At 58.4% G+C, this 19,320-nt stretch carries 10 protein-coding genes; 8 read left to right on the top strand and 2 right to left on the bottom strand.

Annotation, left to right across the window (positions count from 1 at the left end; all coding sequences use genetic code 11):
- The first annotated feature begins 8 nt into the window (after positions 1-8).
- The 3 genes from nirB to IM282_RS01400 all read left to right on the top strand — a co-directional run bounded on the left by nirB (position 9) and on the right by IM282_RS01400 (position 8,062).
- Positions 9-3,995 carry a nitrite reductase large subunit NirB gene (gene nirB, locus IM282_RS01410; RefSeq protein ID WP_192970039.1) on the top strand — a complete coding sequence of 1,329 codons (3,987 nt, stop codon included), beginning with the start codon at positions 9-11 and terminating at the stop codon, positions 3,993-3,995.
- Positions 3,992-6,469: a nitrate reductase gene (locus IM282_RS01405; RefSeq protein WP_192970031.1), complete on the top strand. Its 2,478-nt coding sequence runs from the start codon at positions 3,992-3,994 to the stop codon at positions 6,467-6,469. The genes nirB and IM282_RS01405 overlap by 4 nt, the downstream gene beginning before the upstream one ends.
- A gap of 174 nt (positions 6,470-6,643) precedes the next feature.
- Positions 6,644-8,062, top strand: coding sequence for a YchO/YchP family invasin (locus IM282_RS01400; RefSeq protein ID WP_022648365.1), 1,419 nt, complete (start codon positions 6,644-6,646; stop codon positions 8,060-8,062).
- 1 nt (position 8,063) lies between these two features.
- Here the strand turns inward: IM282_RS01400 and narL are convergent, their stop codons facing one another.
- Positions 8,064-8,714, bottom strand: a complete 651-nt coding sequence (narL, locus tag IM282_RS01395; RefSeq protein WP_003856701.1) for a two-component system response regulator NarL — start codon at positions 8,712-8,714, stop codon at positions 8,064-8,066.
- Positions 8,707-10,503, bottom strand: a complete 1,797-nt coding sequence (gene narX, locus IM282_RS01390; protein ID WP_192970030.1) for a nitrate/nitrite two-component system sensor histidine kinase NarX — start codon at positions 10,501-10,503, stop codon at positions 8,707-8,709. The genes narL and narX overlap by 8 nt, the downstream gene beginning before the upstream one ends.
- 309 nt (positions 10,504-10,812) lie before the next feature.
- Here narX and IM282_RS01385 point away from each other — a divergent pair, with 309 nt between their 5' ends.
- From IM282_RS01385 to narI, 5 genes are all read left to right on the top strand, one after another.
- Positions 10,813-12,210: a NarK family nitrate/nitrite MFS transporter gene (locus IM282_RS01385; RefSeq protein ID WP_022648363.1), complete on the top strand. Its 1,398-nt coding sequence runs from the start codon at positions 10,813-10,815 to the stop codon at positions 12,208-12,210.
- A gap of 381 nt (positions 12,211-12,591) precedes the next feature.
- On the top strand, positions 12,592-16,335 hold the full coding sequence (locus IM282_RS01380; RefSeq protein ID WP_192970029.1) for a nitrate reductase subunit alpha: 3,744 nt from the start codon (positions 12,592-12,594) through the stop codon (positions 16,333-16,335).
- Complete coding sequence (narH, locus tag IM282_RS01375) at positions 16,332-17,867, top strand: nitrate reductase subunit beta (RefSeq protein WP_023300280.1); 1,536 nt, start codon at positions 16,332-16,334, stop codon at positions 17,865-17,867. Before IM282_RS01380 ends, narH begins: the two co-directional genes overlap by 4 nt.
- The gene (gene narJ / locus IM282_RS01370; protein ID WP_022648360.1) at positions 17,864-18,574 is read left to right on the top strand and encodes a nitrate reductase molybdenum cofactor assembly chaperone; all 711 of its coding nucleotides are present in this window, start codon (positions 17,864-17,866) and stop codon (positions 18,572-18,574) included. Before narH ends, narJ begins: the two co-directional genes overlap by 4 nt.
- Entirely contained in the window at positions 18,574-19,251 is a 678-nt protein-coding gene (gene narI / locus IM282_RS01365) for a respiratory nitrate reductase subunit gamma (protein ID WP_022648359.1), read from the top strand. The genes narJ and narI overlap by 1 nt, the downstream gene beginning before the upstream one ends.
- Positions 19,252-19,320 lie beyond the last annotated feature (69 nt).

Raw genomic sequence — 19,320 nt, 5'->3', positions numbered from 1 at the left:
GGGGCATGATGCGACTGGTCATTATCGGTAATGGTATGGCGGCAACCCGGCTGATTGCATCGCTCACCGGGCGTGTGCCCGGTCGTTTCGCTATCACCGTCATCGGTGACGAGCCGGAGCAGGCGTACAACCGCATCCAGCTTTCGCCGGTGCTGAGTGGTGAAAAGCAGGCGGAGCACATCTGTCTGCACGATGAAGACTGGTACACGGCACGAGGCGTGACGGTGCTGCGAGGAGAAACGGTGCTCGCAGTAGACGTTAACGCGCGTAAAGTGCGTACCTCTTCTCGCACCGTGGCCTGGGATGCGCTGGTGTTTGCCACCGGATCTACCCCTGTTGTGCCGCCGATCCCCGGCGGCGATGCGCCGCATGTGTTCACCTTTCGCACCCTGGCAGAGACCCGCGCCATCCTGAACCTCTCCGGTCCGGCGGTAGTGCTGGGCGGTGGCGTACTTGGCGTGGAAGCAGCGGCAGCGCTGGCGCGCAACGGTGACAACGTCACGCTTATCCATCGTGGTCCCTGGCTGATGGAACAGCAGCTGGATCAGCAGGCGGGACTGCTGCTTGAAGAGGCGCTGGCGGCGCGGGGCGTTAGCTGTGAACTCGCCTCTGGCATCGCGGCGATTAACGGCAAGAGCGTGACGCTACTCAACGGATGCCGCGTCACCGCCGCGCGCGTGGTGCTGGCCACGGGTGTACAGCCCAACGTTGCGCTGGCAAAAACCAGCAGCATTCGCTGCGCGCGCGGCATCGTGGTGGATCACCAGATGCAAACCTCCGTGCCGGATATCTACGCCATCGGCGAGTGCTGTGAAATTGACGGCCAGACATTTGGCCTGGTCGCCCCTTGTCTGGCGCAGGCGGATATTCTCGCCGCGCGGCTGGCCGGGGAGGTCACCGCGCCGTTTACCCGGACCGACAACGGCGTGCGTCTTAAGGTGAACGGCGTGGAGCTGTTCAGCCTCGGACGCGCGACGGCGCAGGCGGACGATGTGGTATGGAGTTCATGGGATCCGCTGACCCGTCACTATCGACGTTTACTGATCCATCAGGGGGCGCTGGCTGGCGTGCTGCTGCTGGGTGACTGCCGCAGTGCGGCAACCTTTACCGATTTACTGGCAACGGCTGCGCCCGCCCACGCGGACTGGCTGTTCGATCGTTTCACAACGCAACCGCAGGTTGCAGGACAGAACGCTATGACAAAACCTACTCTGGTGGTGGTTGGGCACGGTATGGTCGGCCATCATTTCCTCGAAGACTGCGTTAACCGCAATTTGCATCAGCAGTATCAGATTATTGTTTTTGGCGAAGAGCGCTATGCGGCCTATGACCGCGTGCATCTGTCGGAATATTTTGGCGGACGCAGCGCGGACTCGCTCTCGCTGGTGGCGGGGGAGTTCTTTGCCGATAACGGTATAGAGCTGCGCCTCTCGCAGCAGATTGTCGCTATCGATCGTGATGCACACGTTGTGCGTACCGCTAGCGGCCATGAAACCCACTGGGATAAGCTGGTGCTGGCGACCGGCTCGTACCCGTTCGTACCGCCCGTTCCGGGCAGCGATCTGCCGGGTTGTTTTGTCTACCGCACCCTCGACGATCTGGACAACATTGCGGCCCATGCGGCAGGCTCTCGCCGCGGCGTGGTAATTGGCGGCGGCCTGCTGGGGCTGGAGGCGGCGAATGCGCTTAAGCAGCTAGGGCTGGAAACCCACGTGGTGGAGTTTGCGCCGAACCTGATGGCGGTGCAGCTCGACAGCGACGGTGCGGCAATGCTGCGCAGGAAAATTGAGGCGCTGGGCGTAGGGGTACACACCAGTAAATCGACGACGGAGATTGCCACCGCAGACGACGGGCTGGTGCTGCGCTTTGCCGATGGTGAACAGCTGGAAACGGACATGGTCGTCTTCTCTGCCGGTATTCGACCGCAGGACGCGCTGGCGCGCAGCAGCGGGCTGGCTATTGGCGAGCGCGGCGGGATCTGTATTGACGACGGCTGCCGGACCTCCGACCCGGACGTGCTTGCCATCGGGGAATGCGCGCTGTGGGAGGGGAAAATCTTTGGCCTGGTGGCCCCGGGCTACCAGATGGCGCGCGTGGCCGCCGCTGTGCTGGCGGGTGAGGAGAAGCGCTTCACCGGCGCGGATATGAGTACCAAACTCAAGTTGCTGGGGGTGGATGTGGCGTCGTTTGGCGATGCCCACGGGCGCACGCCGGGGGCGCTGAGCTACCAGTGGACGCACGGGCCGCAGCAAATCTACAAAAAAATTGTGGTCAGTCACGACAGCAAAACCCTGCTGGGTGGCGTGCTGGTGGGCGATGCCAGCGAATACGCCACGCTGGTGCAGATGATGCTTAACGGCATCAGTCTGCCAAAAGAGCCGGAAACGCTGATATTACCCGCGTCGTCAGGCTGCACGCCAAAAGCGCTGGGCGTGGCGGCGCTGCCGGAAAGCGCGCAGATCTGTTCGTGTCATAACGTCAGCAAAGGGGATATCTGCCTGGCGGTAAGCGCGGGCGCAACGGATATCGGCGCCATTAAGCAGTGCACCAAAGCGGCGACCGGCTGCGGAGGTTGTAGCGCGCTGGTGAAGCAGGTGATGGAGTTCCAGCTTGCGGAGCAGGGCGTGGAGGTGAAAAAAGATATCTGTGAGCACTTCCCGTACTCGCGTCAGGAGATATACCACCTGGTGCGCGTCAACCATATCCGGACCTTCGACCAGCTTATCAGCCGTTACGGACAAGGGCACGGCTGTGAGATCTGTAAACCGCTGGTGGGATCAGTGCTGGCCTCCTGCTGGAATGAATACCTGCTAAAACCGGCGCATCTGCCGCTGCAGGACACCAACGACCGCTACTTTGCCAATATTCAGAAGGACGGAACGTATTCCATCGTGCCGCGCATGCCTGCCGGGGAAGTGACGGCCGACGGGCTGATCGCCATCGGCCAGATTGCGAAACGCTATAGCCTTTACAGCAAAATCACCGGCGGACAGCGTATTGACCTGTTTGGCGCCACGCTCGAACAGTTGCCGGAAATCTGGCAGGCGCTGGTGGAGGCCGGATTTGAGACCGGTCATGCGTACGGGAAATCCCTGCGCACGGTGAAATCCTGCGTCGGGTCGACCTGGTGTCGCTATGGCGTGCAGGACTCCACCGGCCTTGCGGTCAAACTGGAGCATCGCTACAAGGGGTTACGTGCGCCGCACAAAATCAAAATGGCGGTCTCCGGCTGTACCCGTGAGTGCGCAGAGGCGCAGAGCAAAGACGTGGGGGTGATTGCCACGGACAAGGGCTGGAACCTTTATCTGTGCGGCAACGGCGGGATGAAGCCGCGCCATGCGGATCTCTTTGCCAGCGATCTGGACGACGAAACGCTGATCCGCACCGTTGACCGTTTCCTGATGTTCTACATTCGCACGGCAGATCGTCTGCAACGCACCAGTACCTGGATGGATAATCTGGAAGGCGGCCTCGACTATCTGCGCGAGGTGATCCTCAACGACAGCCTGGGGATCGCCCACGAGCTGGAGCAGGAGATGGCCCGGGTGGTGGAGACCTATCAGTGCGAATGGCAAACCACCCTCAACGATCCTGATCGCCTGGCGCTGTTCCGCACCGCGGTTAATGTCCCTGCCGCGGCGGAGAGCAAGCGCTGGCAGGAAATTTGCGGCATCGATGATATCCCCGAGCAGGCGGGCATCGGCGCGCGGCTTGGCCGAAAACCGATTGCGCTGTTCCGCTTTGGAACGTCCGTTTATGCCCTGGACGACCTGGAGCCGGGCAGCAGCGCGAACGTGCTTTCGCGCGGCATCCTTGGCGATGCAGCGGGCGAGCCGGTGGTGATTTCCCCGCTTTATAAGCAGCGCATACGTCTGCGCGATGGATGTCAGGTGGAGAACGGCGAACCCGTGGTGCGCGCCTGGCCGGTAAAAATTGAAAACGGCAAGGTTTGGGTTGGAAGCCAAGAGCTGGTGATGCGTGCGGAGGCCTCATGACGGAAACCCGTACAACGTGCCCTTACTGCGGGGTGGGCTGCGGCGTGGTCGCCAGTGTGGAAGATGGCGCGGTAAGCGTTCGTGGGGATGAAACTCATCCGGCGAACTTTGGTCGCCTGTGCGTAAAAGGATCTGCCCTCGGGGAAACGACGGGGTTGCAGGGACGTCTGCTGCGCCCGGTTGTTGACGGCATGGAGGTGGCATGGCCGCAGGCGCTGGGTGAAGCGGGCGAGCGGCTACGGAAGATCATCAACGAATGGGGGCCGCAGGCGGTGGCGTTTTATGCCTCCGGCCAGCTGTTGACCGAGGATTACTATGCGGCCAACAAGCTGATGAAAGGCTTTATCGGGGCGGCGAACATTGATACCAACTCGCGGCTGTGCATGTCGTCGGCGGTGGTGGGCTACAAACGCGCCTTCGGTGAAGACATTGTGCCGTGCAGCTACGAGGACGTGGAAAACAGCGATCTGGTGGTACTCGTTGGCTCAAACGCGGCCTGGACGCATCCGGTGCTGTATCAGCGGCTGGTGCAGGCAAAACGCAGCAACCCGCAGATGAAAGTGGTCGTGATCGATCCGCGCAAAACCGCCACCTGCGATGCCGCTGACCTGCATCTGGCGCTTAAGCCCGGCAGCGACGCCGGGCTGTTTGTGGGATTGCTCAATCTGATTCAGGGGAGCGGCGAGTGGCCGATTCCTCACGTGGCCGCGTTTTGCGATCTGCCTTCAGACGAGATTGGCACCTTCTACGACTGGTTTGTCACTGCGCCACGCGCGATCACGCTCTACACCATGGGGATCAACCAGTCCTCCAGCGGCAGCGACAAGTGTAACGCCATCATTAACGTGCATCTTGCCAGCGGGAAGTTCAACCGTTCGGGCTGCGGCCCGTTTTCGCTGACCGGACAGCCAAACGCCATGGGCGGGCGGGAAGTGGGTGGGCTGGCGAACCAGCTGGCGGCGCACATGAACTTCGAGCCGGACGATCTTTCGCGTGTGGCGCGTTTCTGGGGAACCGAGCGGCTGGCACAAACGCCGGGGCTGATGGCGGTAGAGCTGTCTGACGCGATTGCCCGCGGCGAGGTGAAGGCGGTGTGGATCATGGGCACCAATCCTGCCGTGTCACTTCCCGACAGCCACGCGGTGTGCCAGGCCCTGGCAGCCTGCCCGCTGGTAATAGTATCTGAGGTGATGCAGGAGACGGACACCAGCCGGTTTGCTCATATCCGTTTTCCCGCCCTGGGCTGGGGCGAAAAAGACGGAACGGTGACCAATTCCGAGCGGCGTATTTCGCGCCAGCGCGCGTTTCTGCCTGCGCCGGGCGAGGCCAGACCGGACTGGTGGATCATCGCCCGGATCGCAGAGCAGCTCGGTTATGGCGATGCCTTCGCCTGGGAACACCCTCATGAGATATTTTGTGAACATGCGGCGCTGACGGCGTTTGAAAATAACGGCGAACGGGCGCTAAACCTGCGCGAACTGGCGTCGCTGTCGCGAGAGGCGTGGGACGAGCTGGCGCCTTATCAGTGGCATGCCGGTGATTTCCCGCAAAGAAATCTTGTACCGGTTGATCCTTCCTCGCATGGGGCAGGCGTCGACGAATTGTACCCCTTGATACTGAATACCGGGCGGATCCGCGATCAGTGGCACACCATGACGCGCACGGGGTATGTTTCGCGCCTGATGCAGCATATCGATGAGCCTTTTATTGAGATGAACGCAACCGATGCGGCGCGCGCGGGGCTGACTGACGGCCAGCTGGCGCGGATAAGTTCCCCGCGCGGGGTCATGGTTGCCAGAGTACGTATCTCTACCGCACAGCGTGCGGGCGAGCTGTTTGCGCCGATGCACTGGAACGCGCAGTTTGCCCGGCAGGGGAAGGTCAACGCGCTGGTGGAAGGGCGGGTTGATGCCTGGTCCGGCCAGCCGGAGAGTAAACAAACCGCGGTGAGGATCCTGCCCTGGCTACCCGCCTGGCAGGGGGAGCTGTATGCCCGCGAGTTGCCAGCGCTGCCGCCGTCGGTATGCTGGTGGCGTAAAGCCTCACGTCTGACGGTGGCGGGGGAGCAGCCGCTGCTGTCGTGGGTCATGGCGTACGCCAGCGGTCGGGGCTGGCAGTTACAGGTGGCACAGACGGGAGAACGCAGCAGCGTGCTCGCCTGGCATCACGGCGAGCTGATGCTGGGCTACTGGGAAGGCCAGACGCTGCCGGCGCTGGCGCATGCGTTTATTGAAGAAGCCTTTGCTGCTGCGCCCGTACAACTCGCTGAACGCCACGCGCTGCTGCACGGACAACGGCCGGGCGAAGATGCCGATCCCGGGCGAATTATCTGTAGCTGCTTTAGCGTGGGTGAAAATACGATACGTAAGGCGATAGCCGGAGGCTGTAATTCTGCCGCAGCGCTGGGCGTGAAGCTGCGTTGCGGTACGAACTGCGGCTCCTGCCTGCCGGAGCTGAAAGGGTTGTTGGGATAATAGTGTAAAGGCGTCAGGTGGCGGCTTCGCACCGGCACGAATTTGTAGGTCGGGTAAGGCGAAGCCGCCACCCGACAATTCTGTTCAGGATATTCCTGAAATTTCTGTTAAGACTGGTTTTCAGGGCTTATGGCGTTAACATAATAAGTGTTTGTTCATAAACACAGGTTCTGATTGACGACGTTGAAGGCTGTATCGTCCCGCATCCGTTTTTTGCTGTTACTCCCCCTTTTTACGGCTGGAGCCGTTCACGGTGCGCCGAAATCCTTCGTGCAGCAGGCGCAAAATCCGTTTGATAACAACGGCGATAGTCTGCCGGATCTCGGTATGGCGCAACCGACTACCGAAGGCGAAAAGCACCTGGCTGAAATGGCAAAGGCCTTCGGTGAAGCCAGTATGATCGATAACGGCCTGACGGCCGGGCAGCAGGCGCGACAGTTCGCGTTTGGCAAGGTGCGGGATGCCGTCAGCGGGGAAGTCAACGAGCAGATCGAATCCTGGCTTTCCCCCTGGGGTAACGCCAATGTCAATGTACTGGTGGATGACGACGGTAACTTTAACGGCAGCAGCGGAAGCTGGTTTATCCCCTGGAGCGACAACACCCGCTATCTGAGCTGGAGCCAGCTTGGCCTGACGCAGCAGACAGACGGGCTGGTGAGCAACGTCGGGATCGGGCAGCGCTGGGTTGCCGGAAACTGGCTGCTGGGCTACAACACCTTTTACGACAACCTGCTGGAAGACAACCTTCAACGTGCCGGACTGGGCGCAGAGGCGTGGGGCGAAAACCTTCGCCTGTCGGCCAATTACTACCAGCCGTTCGCTGGCTGGCAGCCGCGTTCCGACATCCGGGAGCAGCGCATGGCGCGCGGGTACGACGTAACGGCCAAAGCCTGGCTTCCCTGGTTTCATCACCTGAACACCAGCGTCAGCTTTGAACAGTATTTTGGCGATAACGTCGATCTGTTTAACAGCGGTACGGGGTATCACAACCCGGTTGCGGTCAACCTGGGGCTGAATTATACCCCCGTTCCGCTGGTCACCCTGACGGCTGCCCATAAGCAGGGGGAGAGCGGCGTTAGCCAGAATAACCTCGGGCTGAAGCTCAACTATCGCTTTGGCGTGCCGCTGGCGAAACAGCTTTCCGCCGGGGAAGTGGCGGCGACGCGCTCGCTGCGGGGCAGCCGCTATGATTCACCTGAGCGTGATAATCTGCCCGTGATGGAATTCCGTCAGCGTAAAACCCTCTCGGTCTATCTGGCCACGCCGCCGTGGGATCTTAAGCCAGGCGAAACTGTGATGCTGAAGCTGCAAATTCGCAGCACGCACGGTATCCGTCAGATCCACTGGCTGGGTGATACCCAAGCGCTCAGCCTGACCTCACCGGCAAACAGCAACAGCAGCGATGGCTGGAGCATAATCATGCCCGCCTGGAACGACGCGGAAGGGGCGAAAAACGAATGGCGGCTTACGGCCGTGGTGGAAGATAAGGATGGGCAGCGTGTCTCCTCCAATGAGATCACGCTTTCCGTGGTGCAACCGCTCGTCGCAATGCCTGCCGACGATCCACGGTGGAAGTTGCTGCCGGATGAGTAAGTTAAAAAATGCGCTCCTGATGCACCCAGACGGCGGCTTCGACGCGGGATTTTAACTTCATTTTCTTCAGCATGTGTTTGACATGCACTTTGACCGTGCTCTCGGTGATGTCCAGACGGCGGGCTATCATTTTGTTCGGCAGACCCTGAGCAATCAGCTTCAGAATGTCGCGCTCGCGCGGGGTCAACTGGCTGACGTCACGGTCAGACGTGGCGCGGTTCGCACGCAGGCTGGCGGCCAGTACCGGCGTTAATGCTTCACTCAGCACCATCTCGCCTGCGGCAGCCTGTTGCAGCGCCTTGAGCAGATCTTCCGGCTCCATATCTTTCAGCAGATAGCCGTCTGCCCCCCGCTTGAGGGCGGTGACCACGTCTTCTTCATGGTTTGAGACGCTGAAGACCACCACCCGGCCAGAGAGGGATTTCTCCCGCAGCTTGTCGAGGGTTTCCAGGCCATTCATGCCCGGCATGTTGAGATCGAGCAAGATCAAATCAGGATCGAGCGATTCGGCAAGTTCAATACCCTGTTCGCCGTTGCTGGCTTCCCCGACGACGGTGATATCGGGCGCCATGCTGACAAGCTGTTTAACGCCAGTGCGCAGCATCGGATGATCGTCAATCAACAGGATAGATGCCGGTTCCTGATTAGTCATGGTTTTCTCCTTGAGCAGTTATGAGGGGCTTTTCGGGTATAAAGGTGACCACGACTTCGGTGCCACCTGACTCTCCCCGGCGAACCTGGCAATCACCGCGCAGGCTTTGCGCGCGGTCTCGCATGATGATTAAACCATAATGGTTCGTTCGTTCGGCATTTTCCGGCACGCCGCGGCCGTTATCCTGAACCCTGAGCTTCACCTGATTATCCTGGCAGCTGACGGTGACCGTGACGGCCGTCGCCTCGGCATGCTTGAGCACGTTGCTCAGGGCTTCACGGGCAATTTGCAGCAAATGGATCGCCTGGTGAGAGGGGATAAAACGCGGTGGCAGCTGGTAATCCAGCTTCACCGGGAAGCCCAGCCTGGCACTAAATTCCTGACAGCTGGACTCCAGCGCAGGGCGTAGCCCCGGCTCGGTGAGCTGTAAACGGAAGGTGGTCAGCAGCTCGCGAAGCTGAATCCACGAGGTGTTAAGCTCGTTGCGGATCTGGCTGAGCAGCTGTTTGCTGCTCTCGGGCATGCCTTCGTCCTGCATTTGCAGGCAACTCACCTGCATCTTCATGCAGGAGAGGGACTGGGCGATGGAGTCATGCAGCTCGCGGGCGATGGTGGCGCGCTCCTCCATCACGATCAGCTGCTGCTGTTTCTCCTGGTGACGGTCGAGCGCCAGCGTGGCCGTGAGCTGCTCTACAAGAGTATCGACCAGCTGCTGCTGGTCGTGGCTCAGATGACGTCCGGCGGGCAGGGTGGCCAGCAAAATACCGTACTGGGTATGGCTGTCCATCAGCCGCCACTTGAGGGTCGTGCCGCTGGTGGTAAGCGGCGGCAAGCCGCGCGGGCAAAGATGACACCCTTTATCGTCGCAGGAGATGTCCGACTGACAGGTAAATTCCTGATGGTTTTCCTCATCTTCAACGTCATAAACCCGTAGCTCAAGATCGTGGAGCAGAGTCAGGTTTTGCAGGCCGTTCAGTACCGGCGAGAGACGCTCGCAAAGCGGTACCTGCATATGCAGGCGACGGTTCGCCTGCCAGAGGAAAGAGAGGATCTCGTTTTTCTGCTCAAGCCCGGCGGTTTTCTCCTGGACGCGTTTTTCCAGTACCGCGTAGCTTTCAGATAGCTCCGCCGACATGGTGTTGAGCGCCTCGCCGAGCATCGCCATTTCGTTGCGCCCGCTGATGTGCGTGCGTTGGGTAAAATCGCGCTGTGTGACGGCGCGGGCCATCGCCAGGAGTTGCTTCCAGGGGTTAAGCAACCGCGCGCGCAGCCAGATAACCGTGAAAATCAGCAGCAAACCCATAAACAGCGCCATTGCGCGGTGAACCATCACCACGCGGTCAATGCGTAACTCTGTGGTGCGATCGAACGAGGAGACGAGATGATCGATGCGTGAAACAAACCCGGCGACATCCTTGGCGACCGTTTCCCGGTCTTCCGCCCGCTTTAACCCGGGCTCCAGCTGGGTATGCCAGTAGCCCTGAAGCGCCTTAAGCTGAGATTGCTGGCCGTCACGGATGGCGGCTCTTTCCAGTTCAGGGCTGAATGCGGTACGCTCCATTTCGTCGATAAGCGGTTGGTCAGCCTGCGTCAGCGGCACCGACGCCAGCAGCCGGTAACTCTGCATACGTAGCGAGCCTGCCTCGTTGATGGCATGCGCATTACCCTGCACACCCTGTACCAGCCAGCCAGAAATAGCCATGCCGGTCACACCGATAGCGGTGGACAGCAGAACAATAAGCGCCAGCTGGTTAACCAGCGTCAGCGGAGATAAACATCTTTTTAACATAGAGTTGCCGGGCTCCTGACGTGACCTGATTGCAGGAATGGCGCTATTCTGGTGCATACCCTGGAGTATACCCATACCAATAAAGGATTACCTCTAAATTGCCAGAGAGGTAACGGTTAGTGGGTGGACGAAGCAGGGATGCGTCAGCACCGTGAAAAACCACACCTTTTTTACGTTTTGCATCTACTCATTAAGAGTGATGGCTTTTTTTTCGCCGCAAAACCTCCCACTTTTCCTTTGATTTATATCAACTTACCGCCGCCCTAAAGCCCTAATGTTTGCAGCATCATTCGAGAATCAGAGGTGTCTATGAGTCACTCTTCCGCTCCCGAAAGGGAAACTGGTGCCGTTATTACAGACTGGCGTCCAGAGGATCCGGCGTTCTGGCAACAGCGCGGCCACCGTATAGCAAGTCGTAATCTGTGGATTTCCGTGCCATGTCTGTTACTGGCGTTTTGCGTCTGGATGTTGTTCAGTGCGGTTGCGGTTAACCTGCCAAAAGTGGGCTTTACCTTTACCACCGATCAGCTGTTTATGTTGACTGCGTTGCCGTCGCTTTCAGGCGCACTGCTGCGCGTTCCTTACGCGTTTATGGTGCCGGTCTTTGGTGGTCGTCGCTGGACGGCTTTCAGTACCGGGATCATGATCGTGCCGTGCGTGTGGCTCGGTTTTGCGGTGCAGGATACCTCTACACCGTTTAGCGTGTTCGTGATTATCTCTCTGCTGTGCGGTTTTGCGGGGGCGAACTTTGCGTCCAGTATGGCAAACATCAGCTTCTTCTTCCCGAAAGCGAAGCAGGGTGGTGCGCTGGGCATTAACGGCGGTCTGGGTAACATGGGCGTGAGCGTGATGCAGCTGATTGCTCCGCTGGCGATCTCGGTCTCCATCTTTGCGGCGTTTGGCGGCGGCGGTGTGACGCAGCCCGACGGTTCAGTGCTGTTCCTGCAAAATGCCTCCTGGATTTGGGTACCGTTCCTGGTGGTCTTTACCCTGGCTGCATGGTTCTTCATGAACGACCTGTCCGCGTCCAAAGCGTCCCTGAGCGAGCAGCTGCCGGTTCTGAAACGTGGCCACCTGTGGGTAATGGCACTGCTGTATCTGGCGACCTTCGGCTCGTTCATCGGTTTCTCCGCAGGCTTTGCCATGCTGTCGAAAACCCAGTTCCCGGACGTACAGATCCTTCAGTTTGCCTTCTTCGGTCCGTTTATTGGCGCGCTGGCACGTTCGCTGGGCGGGATGATCTCCGACCGTCTGGGTGGAACGCGCGTTACGCTGGTGAACTTTGTATTGATGGCCATCTTCTGTGCGCTGCTGTTCCTGACGCTGCCTGCGGGTGGTGAGGGAGGTAACTTCTTTGCCTTCTTCGGCGTCTTCATGGTGCTGTTCCTGACCGCCGGGCTGGGCAGTGCGTCTACTTTCCAGATGATCTCTGTCATCTTCCGCAAGCTGACCATGGACCGCGTGAAAGCGCAGGGCGGGAGCGACGAGCAGGCGATGCGTGAAGCCGCCACTGATACCGCTGCGGCGCTTGGGTTTATCTCTGCGATTGGCGCGATTGGCGGCTTCTTTATTCCAAAAGCGTTCGGTATCTCACTGGATCTGACCGGCTCTCCGGCGGGTGCGATGAAGGTATTCCTCGTCTTCTATATCGCCTGTGTGGTCATCACCTGGCTGGTATATGGCCGTAATACCAAGAAAAACAAGTAAGCTTGATTATCCGTTTGCGCGGCCTGAGTGCCGCGCTTTTTTTAATCGCTTAATAGTTACAACATACTAATAGCGTTTCCCGTAGTCGCACGCAGGTAACGCTGTGATCGCCATCGCTTTACAGGTGTCTCTACCCCTTAATACCTAAGATGTTAAATTTTGCTCCACTTATTGTACGATAAATAAAATATATCCATATAAATCATTAAGTTAAAAAATATTAACAGCTACCGCTTTGGTGGTATTTGATCTAATACCCCCCTTCAGAGACCCCCTCCGTCTTGATCGTTATCAATTCTCACCATCTTTCATAGCGTTACCTTCGCTGCAAATCAGCAATGTCGATTTAGAGAGCCACAGGCTCCACACAGGAGATACCCGATGAGCAAATTTTTGGACCGGTTTCGCTACTTCAAACAGAAGGGTGAAACTTTTGCCGATGGGCACGGCCAGGTTCTGGATACCAACCGGGACTGGGAAGACGGTTACCGTCAACGCTGGCAGCATGACAAAGTTGTCCGTTCTACCCACGGTGTAAACTGCACTGGCTCATGTAGCTGGAAGATTTTCGTTAAAAACGGTCTGGTGACCTGGGAAATGCAGCAGACCGACTATCCGCGTACCCGTCCGGATATGCCGAACCATGAACCGCGCGGCTGCCCGCGTGGGGCCAGCTACTCCTGGTATCTCTACAGCGCCAACCGTCTGAAATACCCGCTGATGCGTAAACGCCTGATGAAAATGTGGCGTGAAGCGAAAGTGCAGCACAGCGATCCGGTTGATGCATGGGCATCCATCATCGAGGACGCCGACAAAGCGAAAAGCTTCAAACAGGCGCGTGGTCGCGGTGGTTTCGTTCGTTCTTCCTGGAAAGAGGTGAACGAGCTGATTGCGGCCTCCAACGTCTATACCGTGAAAACTTACGGTCCTGACCGCGTGGCAGGCTTCTCGCCAATCCCGGCAATGTCGATGGTCTCTTACGCCTCCGGCGCGCGCTACCTTTCACTTATCGGCGGTACCTGTCTGAGCTTCTACGACTGGTACTGCGACCTGCCGCCAGCGTCGCCGCAGACCTGGGGCGAACAGACCGACGTGCCGGAGTCCGCTGACTGGTACAACTCCAGCTACATCATCGCCTGGGGCTCTAACGTTCCGCAGACCCGTACCCCTGATGCGCACTTCTTTACCGAAGTACGTTACAAAGGGACCAAAACCGTTGCCGTGACCCCGGACTACGCCGAAATCGCCAAACTGTGTGACCTGTGGCTGGCACCGAAACAGGGTACTGATGCCGCCATGGCGCTGGCGATGGGCCACGTCATGTTGCGTGAATTCCACCTCGACAAGCCAAGCCAGTATTTCACCGATTACGTGCGTCGCTACACCGACATGCCAATGCTGGTGATGCTTGAAGAGCGTGACGGCTATTACGCCGCTGGCCGTATGCTGCGTGCTGCGGATCTTGTGGACGCGCTGGGTCAGGAAAACAACCCGGAGTGGAAAACGGTCGCCTGCAACAGCAACGGCGAGCTGGTGGCACCAAACGGTTCTATCGGCTTCCGCTGGGGCGAAAAAGGCAAATGGAACCTGGAACAGCGTAACGGCACCACGGGTGAAGAGACAGAACTTCGCCTCAGCATGCTGGGCAGCCAGGACGAAATCGCCGATGTCGGCTTCCCGTACTTTGGTGGTGAAGGTTCCGAGCACTTCAACAAGGTTGAGCTGCAAAACGTTCTGATGCACAAACTGCCGGTTAAGCGCCTGCAACTGGCGGACGGTTCTACCGCTCTGGTCACTACGGTCTACGATCTGACCATGGCGAACTATGGCCTGGAGCGCGGTCTGAACGATGAAAACTGCGCGACCAGCTATGACGACGTGAAGGCTTATACACCAGCCTGGGCGGAGCAGATCACCGGTGTGCCACGCGCCCAAATCACCCGTATCGCCCGCGAATTTGCGGAAAACGCAGACAAAACTCACGGTCGCTCCATGATCATCGTCGGTGCCGGTCTGAACCACTGGTATCACCTCGATATGAACTATCGCGGCCTGATCAACATGCTGATCTTCTGCGGCTGCGTCGGGCAGAGCGGCGGCGGCTGGGCGCACTACGTGGGCCAGGAAAAACTGCGTCCGCAGACCGGCTGGCAGCCGCTGGCGTTTGCCCTTGACTGGCAGCGTCCGGCTCGTCACATGAACAGCACCTCCTACTTCTATAACCACTCCAGCCAGTGGCGCTACGAGACGGTGACCGCGCAGGAGCTGCTGTCGCCGATGGCGGATAAATCCCGCTACAGCGGCCATCTGATTGACTTCAACGTGCGCGCTGAACGCATGGGCTGGCTGCCGTCTGCACCGCAGTTGGGCACTAACCCGCTGCGCATTGCGGAAGCGGCGAAGAAAGCGGGCATGTCACCGGTGGACTACACCGTGAAATCGCTGAAGGATGGCTCAATCCGTTTTGCGGCAGAACAGCCTGAGAACGGCAAAAACCATCCGCGTAACCTGTTCATCTGGCGCTCCAACCTGCTGGGTTCGTCCGGTAAAGGCCATGAGTACATGCTGAAATACCTGCTCGGTACCGAAAACGGTATTCAGGGTAAGGATCTCGGCAAGCAGGGCGGCGTGAAGCCAGAAGAAGTTGAATGGAAAGACAACGGTCTGGACGGCAAGCTGGATCTGGTGGTAACGCTGGACTTCCGTCTGTCCAGTACCTGCCTGTACTCCGATATCGTGCTGCCTACCGCCACCTGGTACGAAAAAGACGACATGAATACGTCGGATATGCATCCGTTTATTCATCCGCTGTCTGCGGCCGTTGACCCGGCGTGGGAATCAAAAAGCGACTGGGAAATCTATAAAGACATCGCGAAGAAATTCTCCGAAGTCTGTGTAGGGCACCTGGGCAAAGAGACCGACGTGGTGACGCTGCCAATCCAGCACGACTCCGCTGCCGAACTGGCGCAGCCGCTTGACGTGAAGGACTGGAAAAAAGGCGAATGCGACCTGATCCCGGGCGTGACCGCGCCGCACATTATTCCGGTTGAACGTGATTACCCGGCAACGTACGAGCGCTTTACCTCTATCGGTCCGCTGATGGAGAAGATCGGTAACGGCGGTAAAGGCATCGCCTGGAACACCCAGAGCGAAATGGACCTGCTGCGCAAGCTCAATTACACCAAAGCAGACGGCCCGGCCAAAGGCCAGCCAATGCTGAACACGGCAATTGATGCAGCGGAAATGATCCTGACCCTGGCACCGGAAACCAATGGCCACGTGGCGGTGAAAGCGTGGGCGGCTCTGAGTGAATTTACCGGCCGTGACCATACGCATCTGGCGAAGAATAAAGAAGAAGAGAAAATCCGCTTCCGCGATATTCAGGCTCAGCCGCGCAAGATTATCTCCAGCCCGACCTGGTCTGGTCTGGAAGATGAACATGTCTCCTATAACGCCGGATACACCAACGTTCACGAGCTGATCCCATGGCGCACGCTCTCTGGCCGTCAGTCTCTGTATCAGGATCACCAGTGGATGCGTGACTTCGGTGAAAGCCTGCTGGTTTACCGGCCGCCAATCGATACCCGCTCCGTGAAAGCGGTGATGGGGGCGAAATCAAACGGTAACCCTGAGAAGGCGCTGAACTTCCAGACGCCGCACCAGAAGTGGGGTATCCACTCCACCTACAGCGACAACCTGCTGATGCTGACGCTGTCACGCGGGGGGCCGATTGTCTGGATGAGCGAAGCGGACGCCAAAGATCTGGGTATCGAAGATAACGACTGGATCGAAGTGTTCAACAGCAACGGTGCCCTGACGGCACGTGCGGTGGTGAGCCAGCGTGTACCAGCCGGGATGACCATGATGTACCACGCGCAGGAACGTATCGTTAACCTGCCGGGTTCAGAGATCACCGAGCAGCGCGGCGGTATTCACAACTCTGTGACCCGTATTACGCCGAAACCGACGCATATGATCGGCGGCTATGCCCAGCTGGCCTACGGCTTTAACTACTACGGCACTGTAGGATCAAACCGCGATGAGTTCGTGGTGGTACGTAAGATGAAGAATATTAACTGGTTAGATGGCGAAGGAAATGACCAGGTACAGGAGAGCGTAAAATGAAAATTCGTTCACAAGTCGGCATGGTGCTGAATCTGGATAAATGCATCGGCTGTCATACCTGCTCAGTCACCTGTAAAAACGTCTGGACCAGCCGTGAAGGTATGGAGTACGCCTGGTTCAACAACGTGGAAAGTAAGCCGGGCACCGGCTTCCCGACCGACTGGGAAAACCAGGAGAAGTGGAAGGGCGGCTGGATCCGTAAAATCAACGGCAAACTGCAACCGCGCATGGGTAACCGTGCGATGCTGCTCGGTAAAATCTTTGCTAACCCGCATCTGCCGGGCATCGACGATTACTACGAGCCTTTTGATTACGACTATCAGAACCTGCACAACGCGCCGGAAAGCAAACACCAGCCGATCGCCCGTCCTCGCTCGCTGATCACCGGTAAGCGCATGGACAAAATTACCAGCGGTCCAAACTGGGAGGAAATTCTGGGCGGCGAGTTCGAAAAACGCGCCAAAGACCAGAACTTCGAGAACATGCAGAAGGCGATGTACGGCCAGTTCGAAAACACATTCATGATGTATCTGCCGCGCCTGTGCGAACACTGCCTTAACCCGGCGTGCGTGGCGACCTGCCCAAGCGGCGCCATCTACAAGCGTGAAGAAGATGGCATTGTGCTGATCGACCAGGACAAGTGCCGCGGCTGGCGTATGTGCATCACCGGCTGCCCGTACAAAAAAATCTACTTTAACTGGAAGAGCGGTAAGTCTGAGAAGTGTATCTTCTGCTACCCGCGTATCGAAGCCGGTATGCCGACCGTCTGCTCAGAGAGCTGCGTAGGGCGTATCCGCTACCTCGGCGTGCTGCTGTACGACGCGGATGCGATTGAAAATGCCGCAAGCACCGAGAACGAGAAAGATCTGTATCAGCGTCAGCTGGAGGTCTTCCTCGATCCGAACGATCCGAAGGTGATCGAGCAGGCGCTGAAAGACGGTATTCCGCAGAGCGTGATTGACGCCGCACAGCAGTCCCCGGTGTACAAAATGGCGATGGACTGGAAGCTGGCGCTGCCGCTGCACCCGGAATACCGCACGTTGCCGATGGTCTGGTACGTGCCGCCGCTGTCTCCGATTCAGTCTGCGGCTGACGCAGGTGAACTGGGCAGCAACGGCATTCTGCCGGACGTGGAAAGCCTGCGTATTCCGGTTCAGTATCTGGCCAACCTGCTCACCGCAGGGGATACCCAGCCGGTGCTGCTGGCGCTGAAACGTATGCTGGCGATGCGTCACTTCAAACGTGCGGAAACCGTTGACGGCGTTAACGATACCCGCGCGCTGGAAGAGGTCGGCCTGACCGAAGCGCAGGCGCAGGAGATGTACCGCTATCTGGCAATCGCTAACTACGAAGATCGTTTCGTGGTGCCGAGCAGTCACCGCGAGCTGGCTCGCGAGGCCTTCCCGGAGAAAAGTGGGTGTGGCTTTACCTTTGGCGACGGTTGCCACGGGTCAGACAGCAAATTCAACCTGTTCAACAGCCGCCGCATCGACGCGATGGATGTGACCAGCAAAACGGAGCCGCACCAATGATTGAACTCGTCATTGTTTCGCGTCTGCTCGAGTACCCTGATGCTGCGCTTGTGCAGCATCAACAGGAACTCTTTGATGCACTCGCGTCATCTGAAAACCTGGATAAAGAGGATGCCCAGACGCTGGGCATTTTCCTCCGCGACCTGCTGGCGCGCGATCTTCTTGATGCGCAGGCGGACTACAGCCAGCTGTTTGACCGTGGTCGTGCCACGTCTCTATTGCTGTTCGAACACGTTCACGGTGAATCCCGCGACCGTGGTCAGGCGATGGTGGATCTGATGGCCCAGTACGAGCAGCACGGTTTGCAACTCGACAGCCGCGAGCTGCCGGATCACCTGCCTCTGTACCTGGAATATCTGGCGCAGCTGCCGAAAGAGGAAGCGCTGGGCGGGTTGCAGGACATCGCTCCCATTCTGGCGTTGCTCGGCGCACGTCTCCAGCAACGTGAGAGCAATTATGCTGTCCTGTTCGATCTGCTGGTGAAACTGGCTAACGCCTCGGTTGACAGTCAAAAAGTGGCGGAAAAAATTGCGGATGAAGCCCGTGACGACACCCCACAAGCACTGGATGCCGTCTGGGAAGAAGAACAGGTGAAATTCTTTGCTGACCAGAGCTGTGGCGAATCTGAAATCTCCGCGCATCAGCGTCGTTTTGCCGGAGCGGTGGCTCCGCAATATTTGAATATCTCTAACGGAGGACAGCACTAATGCACTTCCTGAATATGTTCTTCTTTGACATTTACCCGTATATCGCGGGCACCGTGTTCCTGGTGGGAAGCTGGCTGCGTTATGACTATGGCCAGTACACCTGGCGTGCTGCCTCCAGCCAGATGCTGGATCGTAAAGGGATGAACCTGGCGTCAAACCTGTTCCACATCGGGATTTTGGGTATTTTCGCCGGTCATTTCCTGGGGATGCTGACGCCGCACTGGATGTACGAAGCGTGGCTGCCGATTGAAGTGAAGCAGAAGATGGCGATGCTCGCCGGTGGCGCCTGCGGCGTGATGACCCTGGTGGGTGGGCTGCTGCTGCTGAAACGCCGTCTGTTCAGCCCACGCGTGCGGGCTACCACGACCGGAGCGGACATCCTGATCCTCTCCCTGCTGATGGTGCAGTGTGCGCTGGGTCTGCTGACCATTCCATTCTCTGCGCAGCATATGGACGGCAGCGAGATGATGAAGCTGGTGGGATGGGCGCAGTCTGTCGTGACCTTCCGCGGTGGTGCCTCTGAGCATCTGGACGGCGTGGCGTTCATCTTCCGCGTTCACCTGGTGCTGGGTATGACCCTGTTTGTGCTGTTCCCGTTCTCTCGCCTGGTGCACATCTGGAGTGCGCCGGTGGAGTACCTGACGCGCAAATATCAGATCGTGCGTGCTCGTCGCTGATTCGCTGTATTGATACAACCCCGCATTTGCGGGGTTTTTTTTGTCCTGGAACCAGGGTTTCGTGCGGAT

The organism is Enterobacter cloacae complex sp. P29RS, from assembly GCF_014893445.1.
Lineage (GTDB): Bacteria > Pseudomonadota > Gammaproteobacteria > Enterobacterales > Enterobacteriaceae > Enterobacter > Enterobacter intestinihominis.
Note: the sequence above shows the minus strand (reverse complement) of the source record. Positions and strands in the feature narration are given on the sequence as shown.

Bases quoted from the DNA above. Each gene is read 5' to 3' on its own strand.
- nirB (WP_192970039.1), top strand. From the start codon at position 9: ATGCGACTGGTCATTATCGGTAATGGTATGGCGGCAACCCGGCTGATT.
- IM282_RS01405 (WP_192970031.1), top strand. From the start codon at position 3,992: ATGACGGAAACCCGTACAACGTGCCCTTACTGCGGGGTGGGCTGCGGC.
- narL (WP_003856701.1), bottom strand. From the start codon at position 8,714: ATGACTAATCAGGAACCGGCATCTATCCTGTTGATTGACGATCATCCG.
- narX (WP_192970030.1), bottom strand. From the start codon at position 10,503: ATGTTAAAAAGATGTTTATCTCCGCTGACGCTGGTTAACCAGCTGGCG.
- IM282_RS01385 (WP_022648363.1), top strand. From the start codon at position 10,813: ATGAGTCACTCTTCCGCTCCCGAAAGGGAAACTGGTGCCGTTATTACA.
- IM282_RS01380 (WP_192970029.1), top strand. From the start codon at position 12,592: ATGAGCAAATTTTTGGACCGGTTTCGCTACTTCAAACAGAAGGGTGAA.
- narH (WP_023300280.1), top strand. From the start codon at position 16,332: ATGAAAATTCGTTCACAAGTCGGCATGGTGCTGAATCTGGATAAATGC.
- narJ (WP_022648360.1), top strand. From the start codon at position 17,864: ATGATTGAACTCGTCATTGTTTCGCGTCTGCTCGAGTACCCTGATGCT.
- narI (WP_022648359.1), top strand. From the start codon at position 18,574: ATGCACTTCCTGAATATGTTCTTCTTTGACATTTACCCGTATATCGCG.